Raw genomic sequence first — 22,194 nt, 5'->3', positions numbered from 1 at the left:
GAAAAGGGGATAACTTCCCGGACGCTCCCCAACGGTAGGGTCACGACCACTTGACCAGGTGTCGCATTCCCCGTACCGTCACGCTCCGTAGCGATCGACGGGAGAACCCCGAGCAGCACTGGGAGTGTCCGAATGCCCTCTGAATACGCCAAGTCTCTGGGCGCCCGCCTGCGCTCCATCCGCCAGCAGCAGGGTCTCTCCCTGCAGGGTGTGGAGGAGAAGTCGAACGGGCGGTGGAAGGCCGTGGTGGTCGGCTCGTACGAGCGTGGCGACCGGGCCGTGACGGTGTCCCGTCTGGCCGAGTTGGCCGAGTTCTACCGCGTCCCCGTCTCGGAGCTGCTGCCTGATGGCAGTGGTGTCCGTCACGAGCCCACCAGCAAGATTGTCCTGGACCTGGAGCGGCTCTACGACGAGGCCTCCGAGGACCTGGCCTACGTCGCCCGCTACGCCCGCGCGATCCAGCAGCAGCGCGGCGACTACAACGGCCGGGTGCTCTCCATCCGCGCCGACGACCTGCGGGCGCTCGCGATCGTCTACGACGCCTCACCGTCGGGCCTGATCGAGCGGCTCACCGAGCACGGTGTGCTGGTGGCCGACCCCCGGGCGTTCTTCGCCTCCTGATCTACCGCCGCACCTGATCTGCCGCTTCACCGAGAGGGCCCGTGCCGGTTGGCACGGGCCCTCTCGTGGTGCGGTGTTCGGTGGGAACGCTCAGCGGGTGGCGTACTCGGCGATCCGGCCGAGCACCCCGTTGAGGAAGCGCGGCGAATCGTCGGTCGACATCTGCCGGGCCAGCTCCACGGCCTCGCTGATCGCCACCGCGTCGTCGATCTCGTCGACGTAGAGCAACTCGTAGACGGCGATCCGGGCGAGGTTGCGGTCGACGACCGGCATCCGCTCCAGCGTCCAACCCTCGGCGTAGCTGGCGATCAGCTCGTCGATCCGGCTGAGGTGCTCGGCGACCCCCTCGACCAGGCCCACCGCGTAGCCCAGGTGCTCCGGTCGGGGCTGTTCGATGCGCTGTACGTAGCCGGCCAGCACCTCCACCGGAGGCTTGTCCCGTAGATCGGCCTCGTAGAGGACATCCAGCGCCCGCTTGCGCGCCTTGCGGCGCGCCGGCATCTGCTGCTTGGAACCCTCAGCCATCAGGCGCGGCCGAGGTAACGGCCGTCGCGGGTGTCGACCTTGATCTTCTCGCCGGTGGTGATGAACAGCGGCACCGGCACGGTGGCGCCGGTCTCCACGGTCGCCGGCTTGGTGCCGCCGGTCGAGCGGTCGCCCTGCAGGCCCGGCTCGGTATAGGTGACCTCCAGCACGACGCTGGTGGGCAGCTCGATGTAGAGCGGCACACCCTCGTGCTGGGCGACGGTCGCCTCCGCCTCGGGCAGCAGGTAGTTGGCTGCTTCCCCGACGGTGCCGCCGGGCACGGTGATCTGGTCGAAGGTCTCCAGATCCATGAAGACGAAGTCCTCGCCGTCGGCGTACAGGTACTGCATCGTGCGCTTGTCGACGGTCGCGGTCTCGACCTTGGTGCCCGCGTTGAAGGTCTTGTCGACCACCTTCCCGGACAGCACGTTCTTCAGCGTGGTGCGCACGAAGGCACCACCCTTACCGGGCTTGACGTGCTGGAACTCGACGACGGCCCAGAGCTCGCCGTCCAGGTTGAGTACCAGGCCGTTTTTGAGGTCGTTGGTGGAGGCCATTTCCTGCCTTGATCATCAATTGGCGGACAGACCCTGCGAGTCTACTAGCTGCGTCGAATCGGCCGGTCCCCCGCTCGGGCGGCCCCTCAGCGGGCGGCCAGATGGTGCAGCGCGAGGCGATAGCCGTCGATGCCGAGACCGCAGATCACCCCGGTCGCCACCGCCGACACCACCGAATGGTGCCGGAACTCCTCGCGGGTGTGGATGTTGGAGATGTGCACCTCCACCAGCGGCCCCCGCAGCATCGCGCAGGCGTCCCGCACCGCGTACGAGTAGTGCGACCAGGCGGCCGGGTTGAGCACCACCGCGGCGTTCTCGTCAGCCGCCGTGTGCAGCCAGCCGAGCAGCTCGTGCTCCGCGTCGGTCTGCCGGACCGTGACGTCCAGCCCCAGCTCCCGACCGGTGGTCTCGCAGAGCGCCACCAGGTCCGCGTAGGTGGTCGCGCCGTACACCTCGGGCTCGCGGGTGCCCAGCCGACCCAGGTTCGGCCCGTTCAGGACGTAGACCCTCACGTGCCGGCCACCTCCCGGTAGGCGGCCTCCAGCAGCGCGTCGTCCGGGCCCTCCAGCATGGCCGGGCGGGCCAGCGCGTCGAGCACCACGAAACGCAGCCGGCTGCCCCGGGCCTTCTTGTCCACCCGCATCGCGGCCAACAGCTGCGGCCAGGCGTCGGCCGGGTAGCTCACCGGCAGGCCCAACGCGCTCAACGTCACCCGGTGCCGGTCGGCGGTCGGCGCGTCCAGCCGGCCGGCGAGGCGGGCCAGCGTGGCCGCGTACACCAGGCCCACGGCGACGGCGTGGCCGTGCCGCCAGCGGTAGCCCTCGTTCTGCTCGATGGCGTGGGCCAGGGTGTGCCCGTAGTTGAGCACCTCCCGTACGCCCGACTCGCGCAGGTCGCCGGCGACCACGTCGGCCTTGACCCGGATCGCCCGCTCGATCAGCTCCCGGCTCACCGGGCCACGGGGGTCGGTGGCGGCCGACGGGTCGCCCTCGACGAGATCCAGGATCGTCGGATCGGCGATGAAACCGCACTTGACGACCTCGGCCAACCCGGCCGCCAGGTCCACCGGGGGCAGGCTGTCCAGCGTGGTGAGGTCGGCCAACACCCCGACCGGCGGGTGGAACGCGCCCACCAGGTTCTTGCCGGCGGACGTGTTGATGCCCGTCTTACCGCCCACCGCGGCGTCCACCATGCCGAGCAGCGAGGTCGCCACCGGCACCCAGCGCACCCCACGCAACCAGCAGGCCGCGACGAACCCGGCCAGGTCGGTGACCGCGCCGCCGCCCACCCCGACCACCGCGTCGGTACGGGTGAAGCCGGCCGCGCCCAGCCGGTCCCAGCAGCCGGCGGCCACGTCGATGTGCTTGCCCGACTCGGCGTCGGGCACCTCGATCGGCAGTGGCTCCACGCCGGCGGCGCGCAGGCGCTCGCCGAGCGCGTCCGCGAGCGCCTTGAGCGGAGGCGCGTGCAGCACCGCCGCCCGGGTCGCGCCGGGCAGCAGGCCAGGCAGCGCAGCCAGCAGGTCGCGTCCCACCAGCACGTCGTACGGCCGTTCGCCGCCGACCGGAATCCGGGTCACCTCGTCCATCGCCGGCAGCCTAGTCCAGCGGACGGCGCGGCGACGGCGGCTGTCCACCTGCTGGCCGGGTGGCCCAGTCCGCCAGCCGGCGGGCGTGCTCGGCCACCGCGACGCGCAGCGCGTCCGGATGCCGCACGGTGAAGGGGCAGCCCAGCCCGGCGAGCAGCGCGGCCATCCCGGGCAGACTCTCCACGCGGGCCCGCAGCAGCACCCCGTCGGTGCCGGCGGTCAGCTCGGCCACGCTGGCCGGGATGCGACGGCGGGCGGCGACCAGGTCGGTCTCCAGCAGCACCTCCACCTCGTGCGGGTACGGCACGCCGGCCAGCGACCGGGTCACCCAGGTCACCGCCTCGAAACCATCCGGCACGGTGAACGTCGCCGCGCCGGGTGTCACCGCCCCGACCCGGTCCAGCCGGAAGGTGCGGATCTCCCCGCGCCGATGGTCGTGGCCGGTGACATACCAACGGCCGGCGTGGAAGACCAGCCCGTACGGGTCGAGCTCGCGATGCGACTGCTCGCCCCGCCAGGAGCGGTACTCCAGCGCCACCCGCCGCCGATGCCGGGTGGCCGAGGCCAGCGCGAGCAGGGTGCCCGACGCCGGTCCGCGTTCCGGCGCCGGGCGACGCAGGGTGAAGCCGAGGTGCTCCTGGACGGCTTCGAGCCGGTCGGCGAGCGCCGCCGGCAACACCCGGCGGATCTTCGCCAGCGCGGTGGCGGTGGCCGGCTGCTCGGTGGCGAGCCCGACCCGTTCGGCGACGACCAGGCCGAGCAGCACGGCCACCGCCTCGTCGTCGGTGAGCATCAGCGGCGGCAACTTGAACCCGGGGTGCAGTCGGTAGCCGCCGTGGCGGCCCCGGTCGGCGGTCACCGGGATGCCCAGCTCGACCAGCGTGCTCGCGTACCGGCGCACGGTCCGCTCGTCCACGCCGATCTGGCCGGCGAGTTCGGCGGCCGTCGACCGGTGCCGGGTCTGCAGCAGTTCGAGCAGGGCCAGCACCCGACCGGCGGGATGTGACACGGGCCACTCCTTAAAACCGGGCGGTTCCTGTCCGGATTAGATCGTACGGTCTGTCGGAAGCCGAGAGAAGGAGCGACAGATGGCGACATTCGTGCTGGTGCCGGGGTTCTGGCTGGGCGCCTGGGCGTGGCGGGAGGTGACCCTCGCGCTGCGGTCGCAGGGGCACGAGGTCTATCCGATGACTCTGACCGGGGTGGCCGAGCGCGACCACCTCGCCGGCCCGGAGGTCGGCCTGGACACCCACACCAGCGACATCGTCCGGCTGATCGAGGTCGAGGACCTGCACGACGTGCTGCTGGTCGGGCACTCCGGCGGCGGAATGCCGGTCGCCCAGGCGGCGGACCGGATCCCGGACCGGATCGCCCGGGTCGTCTACGTGGAGAGTGGGCCGCTGCCGGACGGCACCGCGCAGTTCGACACGCTGCCGCCACCGGAGCAGCAGCGACTGCGCGCCGCGATCGGCACCGGGCACCTGCTGCCCCCACCGCCCTGGGATCCGGCCGCCGACCCGACGAACCTGGCCGGCCTGGACGAGCCGACCCTGGCGGTGCTGCGCGCCCGAGCGACCCCGCAGCCGTTGCGGGCCGCCACCGACCCGGTACGACGCACCGGTGGACGCCCGGTGCCGACCGCGCTGGTCGCCAGCACCTTCCCGCTCGGCGTGGTGCGGCAGATGATCAGCGAGGGGCACCCGTTCTTCACCGGCCTGGCCAACGGCCAACTGCACGAACTACCCACCGGGCACTGGCCGATGCTCAGCGAGCCGAAGGCGCTCACCGACGTCCTCGACACCATCGCCCGCAACTGAGCAACACCCGGCACTGCGCCGATCTTGCAGTTTCGGTTGCCGAGATGCGGTGAAATGCCCCTTACGTCGGGGCAGAAAGTGCAAGATCGGCGAGGTCGGAGGGTGGGGCGCGGGGTGGGGTGGGTGGGGTGGGGTGGGGTTAGCGCGGGAGTAGGGCGGCGATCTCGGCGACGACCTGCGTCGGGGTGCGGCCGTCGGTGACCACCGTCTCGGTGGCCACCTCGGTGTAGAGCGGCCGGCGCTGGTCCATCAGGTGCTTCAGGGTGGCCCGTGGGTTGATCGCCAGCAGCGGCCGACCGGCGCCGAGCCCGACCCGCTTGACCGCGTCGGGCAGCTCGACCGAGAGGTGCACCACCCGGTGGCCGATCAGGGCCGCCCGGGTCTCCTCGGCCAGGACCGCGCCGCCGCCGAGGGCGAGCACGCCCGTGCCGGCGGCCAGCGCCGCCGCCACCGCGGCCCGTTCCAGGGTACGGAAGTGCGCCTCACCCTCGTCGATGAAGATCTCCGGGATCGGCTTGCCGGCCATCTGCTCGATGTCGGTGTCGGTGTCGCGGAACTCCACCCCGAGGGTGGCGGCGAGCGCCCGCCCGACGGTGGTCTTGCCGCAGCCGGGCGCGCCGACCAGCACGACGACCGGTGCCATCAGCGGATGACCAACGCGTCGAGGTATCCGGCCAGGTTGCGGCGGATCTCGACAACCGAGTCGCCGCCGAACTTCTCGGTGGCCGCCTCGGCGAGCACCAAGGCCACCATCGCCTCGGCGACCACCGCCGCGGCGGGCACCGCGCAGACGTCGGAGCGCTGGTTGATCGCGGTGGCCGGCTCGCCGGTGGTGACGTCCACGGTGGCCAACGCCCGGTTCAGCGAGGAGATCGGCTTCATCGCGGCGCGGACCCGAAGCGGCTCACCGGTGGTGATGCCACCCTCCAGACCGCCGGCCCGGTCGGTGACCCGGCGGACGCCGGTGGCCGACGGGATGATCTCGTCGTGCGCCTCCGAGCCGCGGGACCGGGCCTGCTGCCAGCCGTCGCCGATCTCCACGCCCTTGATCGCCTGAATGGACATCAGCGCGGTGGCCAGCCGGGCGTCGAGCTTGCGGTCCCACTGCACGTGACTGCCCAACCCCGGCGGCACCCCGTACGCCAGCACCTCGACCACACCGCCGAGGGTGTCGGCGGCCTTCTTCGCGGCGTCGACCTCGGCGACCATCAACGCGCTGGCCTCCGGGTCGAGGCAGCGCAGCGGGTCGGCGTCGATCCGGGCGGCGTCGGACGGGGTGGGGCGCAACCCGGGCTTCGCGGCCACCGGCCCCAGCTCGACGACGTGCGAGACGATCTCGATGCCGAGCGCCTGACGGATCAGCGCCTTGGCGACGGTGCCGACGGCCACCCGGGCGGCGGTCTCCCGGGCGCTGGCGCGTTCCAGGATCGGCCGGGCGTCGGTGTGGCCGTACTTCTGCATGCCGGCCAGGTCCGCGTGGCCCGGTCGCGGGCGGGTCAGCGGGGCGTTGCGGGCCTGCCGGGCCAGCTCGTCGGGGTCGACCGGGTCGGCGGCCATCACCGTGCGCCATTTCGGCCACTCGGAGTTGCCGACCCGGATCGCCACCGGGCTGCCCAGGGTCACGCCGTGCCGCAGGCCGCCGAGCAGCTCGACCTCGTCCCGCTCGAACGACATCCGGGCGCCCCGGCCATAGCCGAGCCGCCGACGGGCCAGCTCGTCGGCGATCTCGGTGGTGGTCACCTCAATGCCGGCGGGCACCCCCTCCACCATCGCGACGAGGGCGGGACCGTGCGATTCACCTGCAGTCAACCAGCGCAACACAGCGGTCAGTCTGTCACGGCCGGTGGTCGGCCCGCCGCACCGCCCGGGGCGTCCCGCCCTGCGGACGCGAAGCCGATTTCACGCGATGTGGATCCGCCCTTGTCTCCATCGAGCCATACCCATGAGTTGCTCGACAACAATTGACGATCAACGGTTTCGGATCGCGATAATCGACTTCGTCAGCCCCGCCAGGCGCTCGTTGCGGATGGTGGCGTCGGGAAACAGGTAGCGAAGCTCGGCGCGACCGATCAGTTCGGTGGTGAGCACCTGCCGCATCGCCGCCTCGTACGACTTGCCGGGGTTGTAGGCGAGGGGCCACTTGCGCGCCATCACCACCCGGGCCGACACCGGCAGGAACTGCATGCCCGGCGCCACCCAGTGCGGTTCCACCGGGAAGTACCGGTACGGCGTCTGCACCCAGTACGCACGCCCCAACTCACGGACCGCGTCGGCCATCCGCTGCCGGCGCTCGTGCCCACCCACGTGTTCCAGCACACTGTTGCTGAAGACCAGGTCGTACCTGCGGCTCATGATGCTCTTGGGCAGCTCGCAGGCGTCGGCGTGGTCGGCCTCGGCCCAGTCGGGCAACTCCGTCGGCAGTGGCTCCAGGTTGACCACGTGCACGTGCGCCGGCCGGACGGGGACGCGCGCCCAGCTGTCCACCCGACCCCCCAGGTCGAGGACGGTCATGTCGGCCAGGTCCGGGAAGGTGTCCGACAGCCAGGCCGCGCGCCGCGCACGTCGTTTCGCGCCGAGCGAGGTCGGCGAGTCGACGAGACGGAACCTGAGCGAGTGAAGTCCCATGGGAATGGTTGTCCTTTGATCTGCTGGTGGCTCGGGTGAGGTTGCAGGGGTGCGGTGCGGTTACCGGGCTCGGTCAGATGCCCCGGCCACGTCTGTGCAGCGTGCGCAGCACCGCGTCGGCCCGGACGACCCGCCCGGCCACGGCGAGGGCGAGGTAGGCACGCGGCTCGCGGGGGTTGCGCCGCAGCGTCCGTCGGGCCCAGCGCAACGCGCCCCGCCGGTCACCGGAGGCGGCCCGCGCGAACGCGATCTGCCCGGCCACCCGGGCCTCGCCGGCCGGCTGGCTGGCGAACTCCGGGTAGCGCTCCAGCAGCCACTGCAACGCCTCGGAGATGGTGTCCCACCGCTGCGCGAAGTACGACCGCTTGTGCCAGCGCACCAGCACCGACGGGGTGCGCAGGTTGAGCAACGGCGCGCTGCGGGCGGCCCGCAGCAGAAACTCGTAGTCCTCGGCGTAGCTGCCGGGGATCTCCTCGTCGACCAGCCCGAACCCGTCGCGCAGCGCGGTGGCCCGGATCAGGAACGTGGACGGGTGCAGCTCGGTCATCCGGTCCCGCAGCAGGTCGGCGAGGGTGATCCGGTCCCGGTCCAGCACCCGGTCGACGGTGGTGCCGTCGTAGCTGACCCGGATGCCGCAACAGACGAACTCCGCGGCCGGGTCGGCGGCGAGCGCGGCCACCTGCGCGGCCAGTTTGCCGGGCAGCCACTCGTCGTCGTCGTCGCAGAACGCGATCAGCTCGCCGCCGGCGGCCAGGGTGCCGCTGTTGCGGGCCCCGGCCAGCCCCGGCGTGCGCGCGTTGCGGATGACCCGGACCGTACGGTCGGGGTCGGTCGACTCGGCGAGGGACTCGTCGGGCGTCGACTGGTCGTGGACCACCACCACCTCGACCGGGCCGGCGTACTCCTGGGCCAGGATCGCGCGCACTGCCGCCCGCAGCAGCTCCGGGCGGTCCCGGGTGGGCACCACGACGCTGACACTCGACTGCCGGGTCAACGGGTCTCCTCCGCACCGCGGCGGAGCCGCGCCCACACCCTCCGACGCGGCGGGCGCCGTGCCGATCGGGCCACCAACTCCTCGACGATCGCACCGACCCGGGCCACCGCCGCGGCCTGCGCCCGGTGCGCCTGCGGGTCGGCTGCCACCAGGTACCGAGACGGGTCGCTCAGCCCGGCCCGCAGTGCGTGGTACAGCTCCTCCCGGGTCTCACAGAGCGCCACCATGCCGGCCGCGCCGAGCCGGCGGGCGAAGAGCTGCTGGTGGTTGTCCACGTGCTCGCCGCGCTCCGGATCGCGGGGCACCACGATGGGCAGGTGGCCGTGCCGTCGGGCCTCCAGGATGGTCGCCGGCCCACCGTGGCAGATGACCAGGTCGGCGTCGGACATCGCCTCCTGTAGGGCGGCGTGGCCGAGAAACGGCACCGCGCCAGGCACCGCCGACGCCCGGGTGTGTCCGTGTTGAAGGGTCAGGGCCACCGGGTTGGCGGTCTCGGCGTACCAGTGCTCCAGCCAGTCGACGAGCCGGTCGAAGGGATGTTTGTCGGTCCCGACGGCGACCAGCACCCGCAGTTGGTCGGTCGACGCCGCGTCGCGTTGCCGCGGCAGGCGGCGGTGCTCGACGTCAGGCTGGGGTTGGGTCGGCAGCGGACGACGGGCGGTGCCGGTCGTCGCCTCGCCGCTCACAGCAGCGTCCCGACGACGGTGGCTTCCGGGTAGTGCCGCCGCTGCTCGTCCCACTGCACGAGCATCGCGGACAGGAACGGACGGCAGAGTCGGGCGGTCAGCGTCGGGGTGTCGATCCGGTCGTACACCTCGATGTAGACGGTCGGGATACGCCGTAGCCGGGCCAACACCACGAACGGCACGGCGACTCCGGCGCCCGTGGTGACCACCGCCTCGACCCGCCGCTCGCGCAGCACCCGCCAGGCGAGCATCGCGTTGCGGAACAGGTTCGGCACGTTACGGGTGGTCGGATGGTGTGCCGGCACCAGGTCCTCGCCGTCGAGCAGCGACACCGCCTCCGGCGTGTCGAAGGTGACCCAACAGCGCCGGCGGCTCTCGTACCAGGGCCGCAACGCCAACAGTTGGGCCAGGTGCCCGCCGCTGGAACCGACCAGCAGCAGCACCGGCGGTTCCTCGGCCTCGATCTTCCTGTCCACGCGACTCCCCACAAGTTCGCTTGGAATTATGGTCCACGCCACGCATGAGCAGATCACACGTTTGCCGGTCGCTGAATAGCGCGACCAGCCGATCGTTTGCCCACCGCGCGAGGTGGTCGGTCCCGCCGGCCGCCCGAACTCCATCGACGTTCGTCACGACCTGCGTTTTGTTCGTCACTCTGCGGCACCGCCCCCGGTGCCACCGCCCAGGCGATTTCCCTGGATCAGCCGCTATGTCGTTTTTCGATGACGTCCAGCAGCGCGGGATGCAGCGCGGGGTTCCAACCCGCGCCCGCGTCCGCCAGCCGCCAGGTCCGCAGCCACATCTCCACCAGGTAGCCGTCGGCCACCAACCGGCGTTGCGCCGGGCCCAGACCGAGCCGGTCACCGTACCGGTCAACGTACGCATCGACAGCACCGGCGGCCACCACGGCCGGATCGCCGCGCAGCACCAGGGCCCGTTGGAACGCGTCGTGCGCCAGGTCGAAGCCGACCGGCACGTCCGGACCACTGTGCTCCCAGTCCCAGGCGACCAGCCGTCCCGCGTGCTCGCCGAGGTTCCACGGCACCCAGTCACCGTGCCAGTGTCCGAACTCCACCTCGACGTCGCCATGCCGCCGCGCCAACGCCTGGACCGCGGCGACGGCCCGGTCACCCGCCGCCCCGCTGGCGGCGGACCGCCGGGCCTGCGTGGTCAGCCGCGCCAGGAAGGCCGACCCGGTCAGTGGGCGGGGTGGCGTGCCCGGTCCACCGCGTCGGGCCACGGCGAGCTGCGCCGCGATCCGGGGCGGGTCGTCGACCGGCACCCCGCGTACCGCCGACGGCAGCGGTTCGATCACGGCGACCACCTGGTCGGCCCAGGCCAGCTCGGTCAGCAGCCCCGGCGACACCGGATGATCGGCCGCGCCGGCAACGGCCGGCAGCGCCCGCAGCGCGGCCGCCTCCGCGGTGACCAGCGCGCGGGTCGCGTCGTTCCAGCCGATCTTGGCGTACCCGCGCGGGCGCCCGTCGCTGTCGAACAGTTGCAGAGTGGGCTTGTGATTGGGATCCGGTGGCCGGACCCCGAACGCGGCCAGCAGCGGGGTGCCGCCGAGCGCCGAGGCGAGTCGCTCGGTCAACAGCAGCTCGGCCACGGGCACCCCGCCGGGCACGGATACGGTCAGTGTCGGGAACGGTGCCAGGCCGACCGGGCCGAGGCGGGCCAACCCACCGATCGTGGCCCGCACCGCCCGCACCTTCGGCGGACGCAGCGCGTTGTACGCCAGCAGCGTCGCCGCCCCGGCTCGGGGCGCGCCCAGCGGCACCAGGAAGCGTGCACGCGCCAGCGACGGCACGACGGCGTAGCGGGCCACGGTGCGGTGGCCGGTCGGTGCGGGACCGCGCACGGTCAGCGCGACCCGCCGGTCGGGGAAGACCGCCCGGGTCACCCAGCCCAGTCCGTCCGCCCGCGACCGGGGATCCGCCGGTGCGTCGACCTGCGCGGTCACGCCGCCCGGTCCGCCCAGTCGAGTTCCAGCCCCAGCCGCTGGCGCAGCGCGTCGTTGTACGGCCGGTAGTACTCGGTCAGCTCGGCGCGCACGGCTGGCTCCAGCGGCGCCGAGCGCCGGTCGTTGTAGACCTTGAAGTCCGGCAGGTCGTACGCCGGCAGCCCGAGGAAGTCCAGAGTCCGCCGGTAGGTGGCACGCGCGTCGCGGTACAGGCCCTCGCTGGGCAGGAAGAGGATCTGACCCCGGTCGAAGTGCTCCAGCCACGGCTCCAGATGCTCCAGGTAGCGCCCGCGGGCCCGATAGGTGTACCAGTCGTACGGCTCGCTGAAGTACTCCGGCTCGGCGATCAGCCGCTCCCGCTCCCCCGCCGTGCGCGCCGGCTCGGCGGCCAGCGCGTCGGCGAAGTCCAACGGCTCGATGCCGTGGGTGCGGCGCTCCTTCCAGTGCGAGTACGCCCGCTCCACCGGGTCGCGCAGAAGCACGATCAGCTTCACCGTGGGCATCAGCCCGGCGACCCGCTGCGCGGCGAGCGGGTGGAACATGTACAGCGGGGCGGCCTCGCCGACCCGGACCGGCCCGCCGTGCCGCTTCGCCAGGGCCTCCCGCTGGCGCTCGGTCGGGAAGTGCGACCGGTACCACGCCTCGCCGCGCCCCCAGTGCTCCTCGAAGTAGTGCGCCGACTTGGTGTTCCAGGCCGGGAAGAGCCGAGGCACCAGCGGGTGCTGGATGAGGTAGTTCCACAGCGAGGTGGTGCCGCCCCGTTTGGTGCCGATGATGAGGAAGTCCGGCAGCGGTCGTCGGTCGCTGGTCCGCACCGCGTAGTCGACCAGGGAGTCCTTCAACCGGTTGGTGACCTGGGTCGGCACGAGCTGCTTCACCCGGTCTCGGATGGACGACACCGCGTCCTCACCTGCCCTTCGTCGACGTCGCGGCGGCGTCGGCGGCGACCGGCGCCGCCGTCCGACCGCGACGGAACTGCCCCATGGTCACCCGGATACGCCGTCGTACCCCGGGCACCGTCAACAAGCCGACGCAGCCGGCGACCAGCACGATCAGCGCCACCACCAGGCCGGCGATCCCCCGACCGCCGCTGAGGACACCGGCCAGCGCCGCGATCCCCACCCCGACGACGACCGCCGCCGCCGCCCGCGCCAGCGCCGCGTCGACAAGCGGCTGGCCGATCACCACCCGGGCGCAGACGAAGGAGATCAGGTTTTCGGTAGCGATGCCGGCCGCCCAGGCCAGGGCGGCACCCGTCACCCCGTGCCGCGGGATCAACCACAGTCCGAGGGAGACGGTGACCACCAGCCCGGCCACCGTCGCGGCCAGGTGCAGGCCACTGCGACCGCTCATCAGCAGCAGGGTCTGCACGTTTCCCACACCGGTGTTGACCAGCATGGCCAGGGCGAGCACGGTTATCGCCGTGGCTCCCGCGGTGAAGCCGGGCCCGAACAGTTGCAGGAACGCCAACCCGAACACCGCGAGCAGGAGGTAGACCGGCCACGACAACACCAGCGCCCAGGTGGTCATCTGCCGGTGCACGGTCGCGGCGGCAACCCGCTCGCCGGAGCCGAGCAGCCGGGACAGTTGGGGCGACACCGCCACCCGCAAACCCTGCATGGCCAGTTGCCCGGCCAGGATGTACCGGCCGACCGCCCCGAACACGCCGGCGTCGGCCTGCCCGGCGAGCACCGAGGTGAGCAGGACGCCCACCCAGACGGCGCTGGCGTCGATCGCGGCGGAGGCCGCGCGGGGCAGCGCGAAACGCCAGAACGCCGACCAGTCGGCCCGCTCGGGGCGCACCGTCGCGCCCCGGCCGATGCCCAGCGGCCCGGTCACCAACACCAGGCAGGCCAGAACGGCGATCGCCACCGGCACCACCCAGCCGATCATGCCGATCAGCACCCCGCCGCTGGTGAGGGCCGCCGCGCCGACCAGCACCGGCCGGGCGACCGGCACCAGCACGGACTGCACGCCGACGTACGCCCGGATCGGACGCACGCAGCGCAGCACCGCCAGCAGGAGCGTCATCACCACCACCAGTGGCACCGTGGCGAAGCTGACCGCGAGCAGGGTCGTCCCGGTACCGCCCGACGCGTCCAACAGCCGGGGCGCGAGCGTGTCCGCGGCGAGAACCCCGCAGACGGCGACGGCGACGGCGGCCACCAGCGGAGGCAACAACGCCACCGGGAGCACCCGTGCCGCGTCGCCTCCTCGACCGGGTCGCCGGCGCGGAAGCGTCCAGATGAGCCCCGTCTCCGCACCCAGGGTGCAGATGGCGGCGGTCACCGTGACCACCCCGATCGCCGCGAAGAACGCACCCGAGCCGACCGTGCCGTAGCCACGGGTGATCACCACCGCGAGCAGGAAACCGAAGAGCCCGTTGGTCGCGGCCCCGGCAAGCCCCGCGAGGCCGGTGCGGGCGCTGCGCCGCGCCTCGGCCGTGCCGTCGGCACCGGATGCGCCGGTGCCGGCGGTGGGGCGGGTCCCGGCGGTCATGCCGCCAACGCCTCGGGCTTGCGGAGGGGGTGCTTCGGACCGGCCCCCGCCTCCCGCTCGGCGAGCGCCATCGCGACGGCGACCCCGAAGTACGCGATCGTCGTGGTGGGGTCGGCCATGCCGTAGAACGGGATCTGCACCAGGCAGATCACCGGGATCACCGCCAGCCACTGGCCGGGCGCCGAACGGGCCCGGGCGCTCTTCACCGTGACGATCACGAACCAGGCGAGGAAGCAGAGCAACGCCGGTACGCCGTGACTGAACAACACCATCCAGAGCTGCCCCTGGGTGCCGACCGGCACCTCGGCGGTGACCGTGTCCACGCTGACCGGAGCGCCGTACCCGAGCCACGGCGAGTCCGCGATACGACGGAGGACCTCGGCGTAGAGGGAGAACCGGTCCGTGTTCGTGTCGCTCGACTCGACCCGATTGCTGATCAACTCGGCGACCGGGATCAACAGGCTGGTCAACCCGCCGATGATCAGAACCCCGACGACGGACGCGCCCACCCGGACGTTCCCGCGCACCGCGGCTCGGACGCCGAGCACGGCCAGACCCACACCCAGGCTCGCGAACATGGTCCGGTTCAGGGTGAGGAAGGCCGGCACCAGCGACAACGGCAACGACACCAGCAGCACCCAGCGGAGGATCCCGCGACGGCACAACATGGTGAAGGCCACGACGCAGGGCAACGTCATCGCGTACGCGCTGCCGTAGTTGTTGGTGTAGGGGAACGGCGCCGCCGGCCGGTAGATCGGGGTGAGCGAGAACTTGCTGTATTCGGTGGCCGTGCCGTGCACCAGGTCCTGCATGTACGGGTGGTTGGCCACACCCGCGGGCAGCAGGATCTCCACCGGGGTGGTCAGCGCGAACCGCGGCGCCAGCACCCCCAGCCACCCCAGCGCCACCAGACCGATCCAGAACGCGCAGATCGGCACCAGCGCGCCCGCCACGTCGGCTCGCTCACGCACGTACACGTACACGTACACGCCGAGCACGAGTGCGGTGACGTAGAAGCCCAGCCGCAGACCGAAGGGCAGCAGCGAGACCGGTGAGGGCAGCTGGGTGGCGCTGAGCAGCACCAGGGCGAGAAACAGCAACCAGGTGCCGGTGGCCGGGGGCAGCGACACCCGCCCCCGAATGATCAGCAACGCCACCAGCACCGCGCCGAACAGCGGCCAGATCAGGTAGAACGCACCGGCCAACCACCACACCGGCACCAGACCGAACATGATCAGCAGCGGCCACCGTGGCAGCCGGGGTGGTGGTGGCGCGGAGCGGACCGACGTCCCCCACCCGTCCGGCTCGCTGCTGGCCAGGGCAACAGCGACGGACACCGTCAGCCCCGCCCGCTACGGGTGAGGACGAAACCAAGCGGGGTGACGCCGGCCGCGAGCAGGCGCTCCGTGAGCCGACGCAGGTCGACCTGACGGGTCCTGTCCTGTTCCACCACCACGACCGCGGTGCCCTGCCGAGCCGCCGCCACGCCACGCTCGTCGGCCTCGGAGGGGGGCGCGTTGAAGAGCACGACGCCGGTGGCGGTGCGCTGGCGCCACGTGCCGAACCGCACCCCGCCCGCGCCCACGGTCACCTTCTCCGCGCTGTTCCCGACCATGTTCATGTCGTTCGACGCCGGGCTCAGGCTCGCTCGCGGCAGGGTCATGGTGGCGTCCGGGTCTCCCGACGGGAAACTGCCGACCGGGTACGGCGAGGGCCGACGGGTCGGGATCGGCTCGGTGGCGTCGGTCCCGCTGGCCGAATCGGCAGCCCGGGGCTTCGGGACGAACGGGCGTGCCGGGTTGGCCGCCGCGGGCAGTTGCTCGCGGTCCGCCAGCACCGCGGCCCGGAGCTGGTCGAGGCGGCCACTGTCGTCGGCCACGTAGACGTCACGGCCGGTCGCGGCGAGCGCCACCGCCAGACCCGCGGTGATGGCGGTCTGGTCCTCGCGGGTGGTCAGCAGCGCCACCCGGGCCGGCTCGCGGACCCGTTCGGCGATGGCCATCGCCGCGTACCGGATGTCGGCGTCCACCGCCTTCCGCCGGCCGCGAACCCGCCGGCCGCGCACCGTACCGAGCAGCGGCAGGCCGGTGACGTCACGTCCGTCGTGAACCGAGCGGACCCGGCGGTCCGCGGACTCCCAGGCGTACGCCAGCACCACGCCCAGCAGTGCGCCGCCGAGCAGCCCGGCCAGCACGTAGAGCAGAATGTGCCCGCTGGAGGACACCAGGACGTTCTCCGCGCTCTGCGTGATCCAGCCCGGGTTGACGTCGACCGCCGCGATCTCCGTACGGGACGACTTCAACTGGGTCAGCTGGTTGTTCGTGCCGCCCAACTCGGCGATGGCGGCGTCCAACGAGCCGTCCTTCGCGCCCGCGATCCGCCGTTGCAGGGCGTCGCGCTGCTTCTCGACGTCCAGGATGCTCTCGTCGTACCGCTTGAGCATCTCGGCCCGCTGCTTCTCGTACATCGCCCGGCGCACGTCGAGGTAGGTCTGCGCGGCGAGGTTGGCGTTGCGGACCGCGTCGTCGGTGGAGCGGTCGGTGTAGGAGAAACGCAGGATCTGCCCGCCGGTCGGTACCTCCACCTCCAGGGCGTCGCGCACGTCGCGCTGATCCCGACCCTCCGCCGCGAGCCGCTGCACCACCTCGGTTCCGGTGGCGATGCCGCTCTCCACGTTCATGTTCACCGCCCGGTCCGCGGCGGCGCCGCTCGGGGTGAACGCGTCGGTGACGACCGGGCGTACCGCCACCACGGCGCTCGCGGTGACCGCGCCCGGCATGAGGAAGACGTAGCCGAGCGCGGCCAGGAAGCCGAACGCGGCGACCGCTCCCACCAGCCGGATCCGGTGCAGCGGGACGCGGAGCAGGTCCGTCAGGGTGACGGTACGGGCCGGCGTGCCCCCACCGCCGACGGCGTCGGCGGGCCAGGAACCGGGAGGTGCATCAGCCATGAAACTTCACCGTCTGTTCTTAGTTGCCAAGACGTATCGACTCCTGCGGCGGCAGGCTCGTACATCCCCTTGTGACGCTTCGGGCCGGCGACGTGGTCCGCCGCCGGCCCGATCGTGATCTATCGATTGTCCGTGACGACCGGGCCTGCCGTCACTGCACCGAGAAGAACATTCGCGGCGTGGACCAGGTCAGCCCGCCGCCCGCCGGTGCGATCGTCGTGCTGGTCGCGCCGTCGACCGCCAGGTCGGCGGTGGGGTCGAACGACACGCTCCGCAGCGTACCGTCCGTCGCGCCGTGCACGATCCGGCCGTTGACCCAGGCCATGCCGCGCACGGACGACCAGGTGACCGCCGTGGTGGGCAGGGTGAACTCGGTGGCGCCCAGGTAGTTGCCGTCGATCTCGAAGTAGCGGTAGTAGAGGGCGTTGGCGCCACTGCGGGTGTAGTAGAGCCGGCCGTTCAGGTAGAACGCACCGGTCAGGCTCGCGGCGTTGAACCAGTCGTTGAAACCCGACGACTCCCAGGGGACGCCGATGGCGCCGCCGTTGAACATCGAGACGTCGAGCCGGCTGCCGGTGGGGGTGCCGGCCACCGTGTGCGCCCAGTAGATGCGGTCGCTGACCCGCCACGTCGCTCCGGCGTTGGTGTACTCGGGCTGGCTGACCGTCGTGGGGGCGCCGACCGTCGCGCCGTCGAACGACGCCTTGGCCAGCTGACCGTCGCCGGTGCCCAGGTAGAGGTAGCCGGTCGCCGCCGTCGGCGGGTTCTTCGGGGCGAAGGTGCGACCGCCGGCAAGCGGGAACATGCCGAGCCGGCCGTGGTACTCGCTGCCCATTCCGTCGGAGTTGTGCCCGAAGTAGAGCCCGTCGCTGCCCCGCCAGAGCACGGGGACCTGAGAGCCCCAGGTGCTGGTGCCCGCCGGCATGGACGCGCTGCCCCGACGGCCGGGGTTCCAGGCGACCGGCAGGCCGGTCGCCGGGGTGACGGCGGCGATGCCGAGGCGGTCGATGGCGCCGTTGCCGGCGGCGTCGCTGGCGTTGGGGTTGTTCAACCAGCGGAAGTGACCGCCGAGGTAGATGTTGTTGTCCGCCACCTCCACGGAGGTGATGGTGTCGTTGCCCGTGTAGTTGACCCAGGTGCCCAGCTTGCCGCTGCCCCGGTCCGCGGTCTCGAACCGGATAAGTGCGTCACAGTAGGCCGCCGGCCAACCGGCGCCGCCGTTGGTGCCGACAACGAACCAGCTGCCGTCCGGGCCGAACTTCAGATCCTGCACGTAGTGCACGAAGGTCTCCGGCGCGGCGCACGGCGGCGCGAACTTCTCCGTGCTCCAGTCCAGCACCGTGGGCGTGCCGGACAGGTCGATCATCACCATCTGGTTGCGGGAGAGGCCGTTCACCAGGGTGAAGTTGCCGCCGGCGATCATCGTCTGCCCGTCCGGGGTGACATCGATCGTCCAGCCGTACGAGCCGGTGCCGTGCCGCCCCACCGTGGCGTTGACGTTGAAGTTCGGGTCGATCGCGCCGGTGGTGGCGTTGAGGCGGCCCAGACCGGAATGCGCGGTACCGTTCAACCAGTTGAACGCGCCGGCCACGTAGAGCCAGTTGCCGCGCAGCACCATGTCCCGGACCATGCCGCCGTCGGAGCGGCCGACCCAACTGCCGATGGTCTCCCCGGTCGTGGGATCCAACGCCACCAGGTTCTTCCGGGAGACGCCGTTGACGGTCTTGAACGCGCCGCCGACGATGAGCGTGCCGTTCGGGCCGGCGAGCAGGGTGTTGACCGCACCGTCGAGCACCGGCAGGAACGTGGTCGAGATGGTCCCGGTGGTCCGGTCGTACGCGAACAGGTAGCTCTGCGTGACCCACGCGGTGCTGGCGTTCTGTCGGATCTGGGTGAAGCTGCCGCCCACGTACACCTGCGAGCCGACCTGCGCGAAGGCGCGGGTCTCGCCGTCGCGCCCGTGCGGGGTGTTGTCGGCGGGATTGGTCGACACCAGGGTCGCCGTCTCAGGAGCCGGCACCACGGCGGCCGAGGCGGCAGAGGGGGCGATCAACACCGTGGCGGCGGTCATCAGACCGACCGCGGCCACCCGAATGCGGAATCCGGCGGACGACCGAGAGAGCGGAACTTTGGGCACGCTGCGCCTCCAAGCTGGACGAGAACCCGCGTAGCGTGCCTCGTCGATCATGATTTGCGATATCCGCCGATTGGGCTGTCACCAGCCCCGCGCGACGGCGACGGACGGCTTCCGTATCGGGTGTCAGGCCCACCTCGACACACCGTCCTGGACAGTGCTGCACAAGACCGGTCAGATGGCGCTCGTGACCTCGACGGGCATCTCGTCGACGGACCGAACGGGTGGACGCACGCGACCCTCGGCCACCAGGACGGTCAGCACCATCACGCCGAGCAACAGGATGGCGAAGATCCAGCCGCCGATCACGTCGGTGAACCAGTGCCGCTCGGCATAGAGCCGGGTGTATCCCTCCACGCAGACCAACACGGCCAGCGCGGTCGCCATGGCAATTCGGCCGCGCCTCGGGATCTTCCAGGTCAGCCCGGCCAGCACCGCGATGGTGCCGAAGGTGAGCATGACCCGGGCGCAGCCACCGGACGGGTAGGTGCCGAGGTCCGTCGGTGGGTGACCACGGTTGACCGTCAGCGCCAGGATCTGCTGGGTGTACTGCTCGATGACGAACTGCAACGGCATCGCGACCAGCGGAATCCACCACCGGCGACGTCGCCAGGCGATGGCGAAGCCGATGGCCGCGACCACCGTCACCCACTTGAGCGGGTACCGGTCGCCGATCGCGGTGACGAACGAGTTGATGTCGGCCCACACGTCGACCCGCCGGGCGTGCACGTAGTCGAAGACGGCATGGTCGACGGACGGCTCCAGTTTGGACAGCAGCTCACCGAGGGGCCAGCAGATCGCCACCACTGCCGCGGACCCGGCGAGCAGCACGACCAGGGCGGCCCCCAACCGGCCGAAAGCCTCGGTGAGCCCGGCCACCGCGACGCGCAGCCGGTCGGCCGCCCGGCTCTCCCGCACTGCCGGCGCCCACCGGGTCGCCAGCACCGGGACCAGGAACGCCGGCACCAGCACCGACAACGCCCCGAGAGCGTAGATCAGGACCACAGCGGGACACCGCCATCCGGTCGACCGGCGGCTGACCCCGCCACGTCCGTGGCACACGGCCACCTGATGTCCGCCGACGTCATTGGTCCCCCTCACCCCAGCACCGAGCAACGACCCATTTCAGGGCCGGCTGGTACCACCACATGGCATTCGAGGTGACACGTTAGGGGACTTGGACGCCGCGCGATAGCCGCCGATCTGTCCACTCTCCGTCATCCCCGCGTCGCGACCCCGGGCAAGTGCGGGAGTTACGCCAGGGCCGAGCTTCCCGACGCGGTCGGGTCAGAATTGCGACAGAGCCGGGAACGGGCGGCAGCACCACCTCACCGGACGCCGCGAGCTGCCACCCACCCGAACGACCGTCAGCGGTTACCTCCGGTGGGTTGCCGCAGGTAGGGGTCCTGCCCGGCCTTCGAGAAGCCGGCCACCGCCGAGGCGTCGTGGTTCATCGTCATGTCGCAGGTCGGCGTGCGGCTGGTCATGCCGGCGGAGTTGAAGTAGATGGCCGCCTTGATCTTCGGGTGCGCCTTCAGCGCCGCCGGGAACTCCTGGAACCAGCGCTGTTTCGCGCCCAGGTCGGCGGAATTGAAGTTGGTGCCGAACTCGGCGAGCATCCGGGGCTTGCCGGCGCCGAGGCCGTTCTCGTCCAGCCACCGGTAGAAGCCACCGATCGTCGTGCTCGGGCTCTTCCACACCGTGCTGCCGTTGCAGACGTGGAAGTTGTACGGGTCGTAGGCCACCCAGTCGACGTACTGGTCACCGGGGTACAGGCCGGCGTACCGCGAGTAGTGCCCGGACCAGCCCATCATCGTCCAGACCCAGACCGCGTTGGTCGCGCCGGCGCTGGCGAACCGGTCGTGGACGTAACGCCAGGCCCGGACGAAGTCGGCGTCGCTGCCCTTGTTGGGCTCGTCCTCCGGCTCGTGGTCGAAGCCGATGAACACCGGCACACCGGCGGCGCGGATCCGGCCCGCGACCGCGTCGATGGTCTCGTCCTGCCGCCCGCCGTAGACATCCGACCACTTCAGCGTGGTGCCGGCGGAGAAGTCCCGGGACTCCCAGGCGAAGAACATCAACCGGCCTTCGCGCATCTGCTGCTGTTCGTACGTGTCGGGGAAGGCGCCGTTACTGCCGTAGTTGGAGAAGTCGTGGTAGCGGTGCACGATGTCGAACTTGCGCCCGACCTGCGACTCCACGTCGGTGACGGCCTTGCCGTGGTCCCAGCCGCCGGCCGCCACCGTCGGCGAGTACATGCCCCACCAGGCGCCGCAGGACGGGACGAGCTTGTCCGAGACGGACCCACACTTGCCGGTCGGCAGGGTGCCACTGGCGCTCGGGGTCGGCGTCCTGCTCGGCGCGACGGTCGGCGACGGCTTCGGCGCGGCGGTGGTCGGTGGCGCGCTCGGCGGCGGCGCCGGCCGGGTGGTCGTCACCGGCGACGGCCGGGCCCCGAGGTCGTAGCTGATCAGCAGGCTGGGCCGCAGGTCCGGGTTGCGGTTCTCCGCCGACGCCCAGTAGATGCGGCTCTCCAGGCCGCTCTGGGCCAGCGAGACCGTCCAGGTGCCGTTGCCGGTGACCAGCTTGGAGATGTCCCACTCGTTGAAGCCCTGAGACACGCTGGTCACGCTGTCCAGCGCGGCGCCGGCCGGCGTCAGCGGAGGCCGCGACTCGCGGGCGCTCAACGGCGAGGCGTGCGCCGTGACCGTGGCGGCGAACCGCTGCCAGGCGTGCACCCGCAGCGTCGCCCGGATGTTCACCGCGGCGGCCGGCACCGTGGTCACCGCGAACTCGATGACCGCCTCGCGGCCACCGCGCGGGTTGCCGTCGCAGCGCGTCGCGCAGGTCGCGAGGGTCGTCTTGGCCGCGTTGTCACCGTCCTGCGGCACCGCGGTCGCGGTGGTGTCCGCCGCCGCCGTGATCGACAGGTCGTCGCTGGCGAGCAGCGGCATCATCGTCGCCACGATGCCGGCCACCACCGAACCACCGACCACGCCGATGGCAATCGCCTTGCGCCGAGGGCCGTTGCGGAGCTTGGTGATGCGGTGCAGTCCGTGCCTGGTCAAGGAAACTCCCTGTGTCTGCGGCCGTAACGGTGAGCAGCGTATCGACGACCAGGGCATGTCGCCGGAAGGACAGTTTTCCGTAAGCGCGTCTTAACCGTCAGCTAAGAAAGTCGTGCGGGCCACGCGGAGGCCGGTTCCGCGTCCGGCACGAGGGCACCGTCCGATGA

The 22,194-nt window shown here is 71.7% G+C and carries 21 protein-coding genes; 2 read left to right on the top strand and 19 right to left on the bottom strand.

Annotated elements, in window-relative coordinates; all coding sequences use genetic code 11:
- The first annotated feature begins 132 nt into the window (after window positions 1-132).
- Window positions 133-621: a transcriptional regulator gene (locus AB0J33_RS21510; protein WP_007458348.1), complete on the top strand. Its 489-nt coding sequence runs from the start codon at window positions 133-135 to the stop codon at window positions 619-621.
- 90 nt (window positions 622-711) lie between these two features.
- Here AB0J33_RS21510 and nusB read toward each other — a convergent pair whose 3' ends face one another.
- From nusB to AB0J33_RS21485, 5 genes are all read right to left on the bottom strand, one after another.
- Window positions 712-1,122: a transcription antitermination factor NusB gene (nusB, locus tag AB0J33_RS21505; protein ID WP_363615845.1), complete on the bottom strand. Its 411-nt coding sequence runs from the start codon at window positions 1,120-1,122 to the stop codon at window positions 712-714.
- Between the two features lie 23 nt (window positions 1,123-1,145).
- The gene (efp, locus tag AB0J33_RS21500) at window positions 1,146-1,703 is read right to left on the bottom strand and encodes an elongation factor P (protein ID WP_007458344.1); all 558 of its coding nucleotides are present in this window, start codon (window positions 1,701-1,703) and stop codon (window positions 1,146-1,148) included.
- 86 nt (window positions 1,704-1,789) lie between these two features.
- Window positions 1,790-2,215, bottom strand: a complete 426-nt coding sequence (aroQ, locus tag AB0J33_RS21495; RefSeq protein ID WP_363615778.1) for a type II 3-dehydroquinate dehydratase — start codon at window positions 2,213-2,215, stop codon at window positions 1,790-1,792.
- Window positions 2,212-3,291: a 3-dehydroquinate synthase gene (gene aroB, locus AB0J33_RS21490; RefSeq protein ID WP_363615777.1), complete on the bottom strand. Its 1,080-nt coding sequence runs from the start codon at window positions 3,289-3,291 to the stop codon at window positions 2,212-2,214. Before aroB ends, aroQ begins: the two co-directional genes overlap by 4 nt.
- A 10-nt stretch (window positions 3,292-3,301) precedes the next feature.
- The gene (locus AB0J33_RS21485) at window positions 3,302-4,300 is read right to left on the bottom strand and encodes a YafY family protein (protein WP_363615776.1); all 999 of its coding nucleotides are present in this window, start codon (window positions 4,298-4,300) and stop codon (window positions 3,302-3,304) included.
- Between the two features lie 79 nt (window positions 4,301-4,379).
- Between AB0J33_RS21485 and AB0J33_RS21480 the strand changes: the two genes are divergently transcribed.
- On the top strand, window positions 4,380-5,108 hold the full coding sequence (locus AB0J33_RS21480; protein WP_363615775.1) for an alpha/beta hydrolase: 729 nt from the start codon (window positions 4,380-4,382) through the stop codon (window positions 5,106-5,108).
- Window positions 5,109-5,247: 139 nt separating this feature from the next.
- On the opposite strand, the gene AB0J33_RS21475 is transcribed toward AB0J33_RS21480, so the two are convergent.
- From AB0J33_RS21475 to AB0J33_RS21410, 14 genes are all read right to left on the bottom strand, one after another.
- Window positions 5,248-5,751, bottom strand: a complete 504-nt coding sequence (locus AB0J33_RS21475) for a shikimate kinase (RefSeq protein ID WP_363615774.1) — start codon at window positions 5,749-5,751, stop codon at window positions 5,248-5,250.
- Window positions 5,751-6,929: a chorismate synthase gene (gene aroC / locus AB0J33_RS21470; RefSeq protein ID WP_363615773.1), complete on the bottom strand. Its 1,179-nt coding sequence runs from the start codon at window positions 6,927-6,929 to the stop codon at window positions 5,751-5,753. The genes AB0J33_RS21475 and aroC overlap by 1 nt, the downstream gene beginning before the upstream one ends.
- 147 nt (window positions 6,930-7,076) lie before the next feature.
- Window positions 7,077-7,733 carry a class I SAM-dependent methyltransferase gene (locus tag AB0J33_RS21465; RefSeq protein WP_363615772.1) on the bottom strand — a complete coding sequence of 219 codons (657 nt, stop codon included), beginning with the start codon at window positions 7,731-7,733 and terminating at the stop codon, window positions 7,077-7,079.
- A gap of 73 nt (window positions 7,734-7,806) precedes the next feature.
- Window positions 7,807-8,727 carry a glycosyltransferase gene (locus tag AB0J33_RS21460; RefSeq protein WP_363615771.1) on the bottom strand — a complete coding sequence of 307 codons (921 nt, stop codon included), beginning with the start codon at window positions 8,725-8,727 and terminating at the stop codon, window positions 7,807-7,809.
- Window positions 8,724-9,293 (bottom strand): glycosyltransferase, encoded by a 570-nt coding sequence (locus AB0J33_RS21455; RefSeq protein WP_363615844.1) that lies wholly within the window; start codon window positions 9,291-9,293, stop codon window positions 8,724-8,726. The genes AB0J33_RS21460 and AB0J33_RS21455 overlap by 4 nt, the downstream gene beginning before the upstream one ends.
- A gap of 116 nt (window positions 9,294-9,409) precedes the next feature.
- Window positions 9,410-9,889, bottom strand: a complete 480-nt coding sequence (locus tag AB0J33_RS21450) for a UDP-N-acetylglucosamine--LPS N-acetylglucosamine transferase (RefSeq protein WP_363615770.1) — start codon at window positions 9,887-9,889, stop codon at window positions 9,410-9,412.
- Between the two features lie 224 nt (window positions 9,890-10,113).
- On the bottom strand, window positions 10,114-11,376 hold the full coding sequence (locus AB0J33_RS21445) for a hypothetical protein (RefSeq protein ID WP_363615769.1): 1,263 nt from the start codon (window positions 11,374-11,376) through the stop codon (window positions 10,114-10,116).
- A complete protein-coding gene (locus AB0J33_RS21440) occupies window positions 11,373-12,275 on the bottom strand; it encodes a sulfotransferase domain-containing protein (RefSeq protein ID WP_363615768.1) in 903 nt (300 codons plus the stop codon). Before AB0J33_RS21440 ends, AB0J33_RS21445 begins: the two co-directional genes overlap by 4 nt.
- 7 nt (window positions 12,276-12,282) lie before the next feature.
- Window positions 12,283-13,875 (bottom strand): polysaccharide biosynthesis C-terminal domain-containing protein, encoded by a 1,593-nt coding sequence (locus tag AB0J33_RS21435; RefSeq protein ID WP_363615767.1) that lies wholly within the window; start codon window positions 13,873-13,875, stop codon window positions 12,283-12,285.
- Window positions 13,872-15,194 carry an O-antigen ligase family protein gene (locus tag AB0J33_RS21430; RefSeq protein ID WP_363615843.1) on the bottom strand — a complete coding sequence of 441 codons (1,323 nt, stop codon included), beginning with the start codon at window positions 15,192-15,194 and terminating at the stop codon, window positions 13,872-13,874. Before AB0J33_RS21430 ends, AB0J33_RS21435 begins: the two co-directional genes overlap by 4 nt.
- A gap of 20 nt (window positions 15,195-15,214) precedes the next feature.
- Complete coding sequence (locus AB0J33_RS21425) at window positions 15,215-16,825, bottom strand: lipopolysaccharide biosynthesis protein (RefSeq protein ID WP_363615766.1); 1,611 nt, start codon at window positions 16,823-16,825, stop codon at window positions 15,215-15,217.
- A 151-nt stretch (window positions 16,826-16,976) separates the two neighbouring features.
- Window positions 16,977-18,896, bottom strand: coding sequence for a hypothetical protein (locus AB0J33_RS21420; protein ID WP_363615765.1), 1,920 nt, complete (start codon window positions 18,894-18,896; stop codon window positions 16,977-16,979).
- A 237-nt stretch (window positions 18,897-19,133) separates the two neighbouring features.
- Complete coding sequence (locus AB0J33_RS21415) at window positions 19,134-19,964, bottom strand: phosphatase PAP2 family protein (protein ID WP_363615764.1); 831 nt, start codon at window positions 19,962-19,964, stop codon at window positions 19,134-19,136.
- A gap of 362 nt (window positions 19,965-20,326) precedes the next feature.
- Window positions 20,327-22,027: a glycoside hydrolase gene (locus tag AB0J33_RS21410; RefSeq protein WP_363615763.1), complete on the bottom strand. Its 1,701-nt coding sequence runs from the start codon at window positions 22,025-22,027 to the stop codon at window positions 20,327-20,329.
- Window positions 22,028-22,194 lie beyond the last annotated feature (167 nt).

The sequence above is a fragment of the Micromonospora sp. NPDC049645 genome (assembly GCF_040675155.1).
Classification (GTDB): Bacteria; Actinomycetota; Actinomycetes; order Mycobacteriales; family Micromonosporaceae; genus Micromonospora.
Note: the sequence above shows the minus strand (reverse complement) of the source record. Positions and strands in the feature narration are given on the sequence as shown.

Coding starts and splice junctions, on each gene's coding strand:
- AB0J33_RS21435 (WP_363615767.1), bottom strand. CDS start 13,875: ATGACCGCCGGGACCCGCCCCACCGCCGGCACCGGCGCATCCGGTGCC.
- nusB (WP_363615845.1), bottom strand. CDS start 1,122: ATGCCGGCGCGCCGCAAGGCGCGCAAGCGGGCGCTGGATGTCCTCTAC.
- AB0J33_RS21465 (WP_363615772.1), bottom strand. CDS start 7,733: ATGGGACTTCACTCGCTCAGGTTCCGTCTCGTCGACTCGCCGACCTCG.
- AB0J33_RS21510 (WP_007458348.1), top strand. CDS start 133: ATGCCCTCTGAATACGCCAAGTCTCTGGGCGCCCGCCTGCGCTCCATC.
- efp (WP_007458344.1), bottom strand. CDS start 1,703: ATGGCCTCCACCAACGACCTCAAAAACGGCCTGGTACTCAACCTGGAC.
- aroB (WP_363615777.1), bottom strand. CDS start 3,291: ATGGACGAGGTGACCCGGATTCCGGTCGGCGGCGAACGGCCGTACGAC.
- AB0J33_RS21425 (WP_363615766.1), bottom strand. CDS start 16,825: ATGGCTGATGCACCTCCCGGTTCCTGGCCCGCCGACGCCGTCGGCGGT.
- AB0J33_RS21475 (WP_363615774.1), bottom strand. CDS start 5,751: ATGGCACCGGTCGTCGTGCTGGTCGGCGCGCCCGGCTGCGGCAAGACC.
- AB0J33_RS21420 (WP_363615765.1), bottom strand. CDS start 18,896: ATGACCGCCGCCACGGTGTTGATCGCCCCCTCTGCCGCCTCGGCCGCC.
- AB0J33_RS21480 (WP_363615775.1), top strand. CDS start 4,380: ATGGCGACATTCGTGCTGGTGCCGGGGTTCTGGCTGGGCGCCTGGGCG.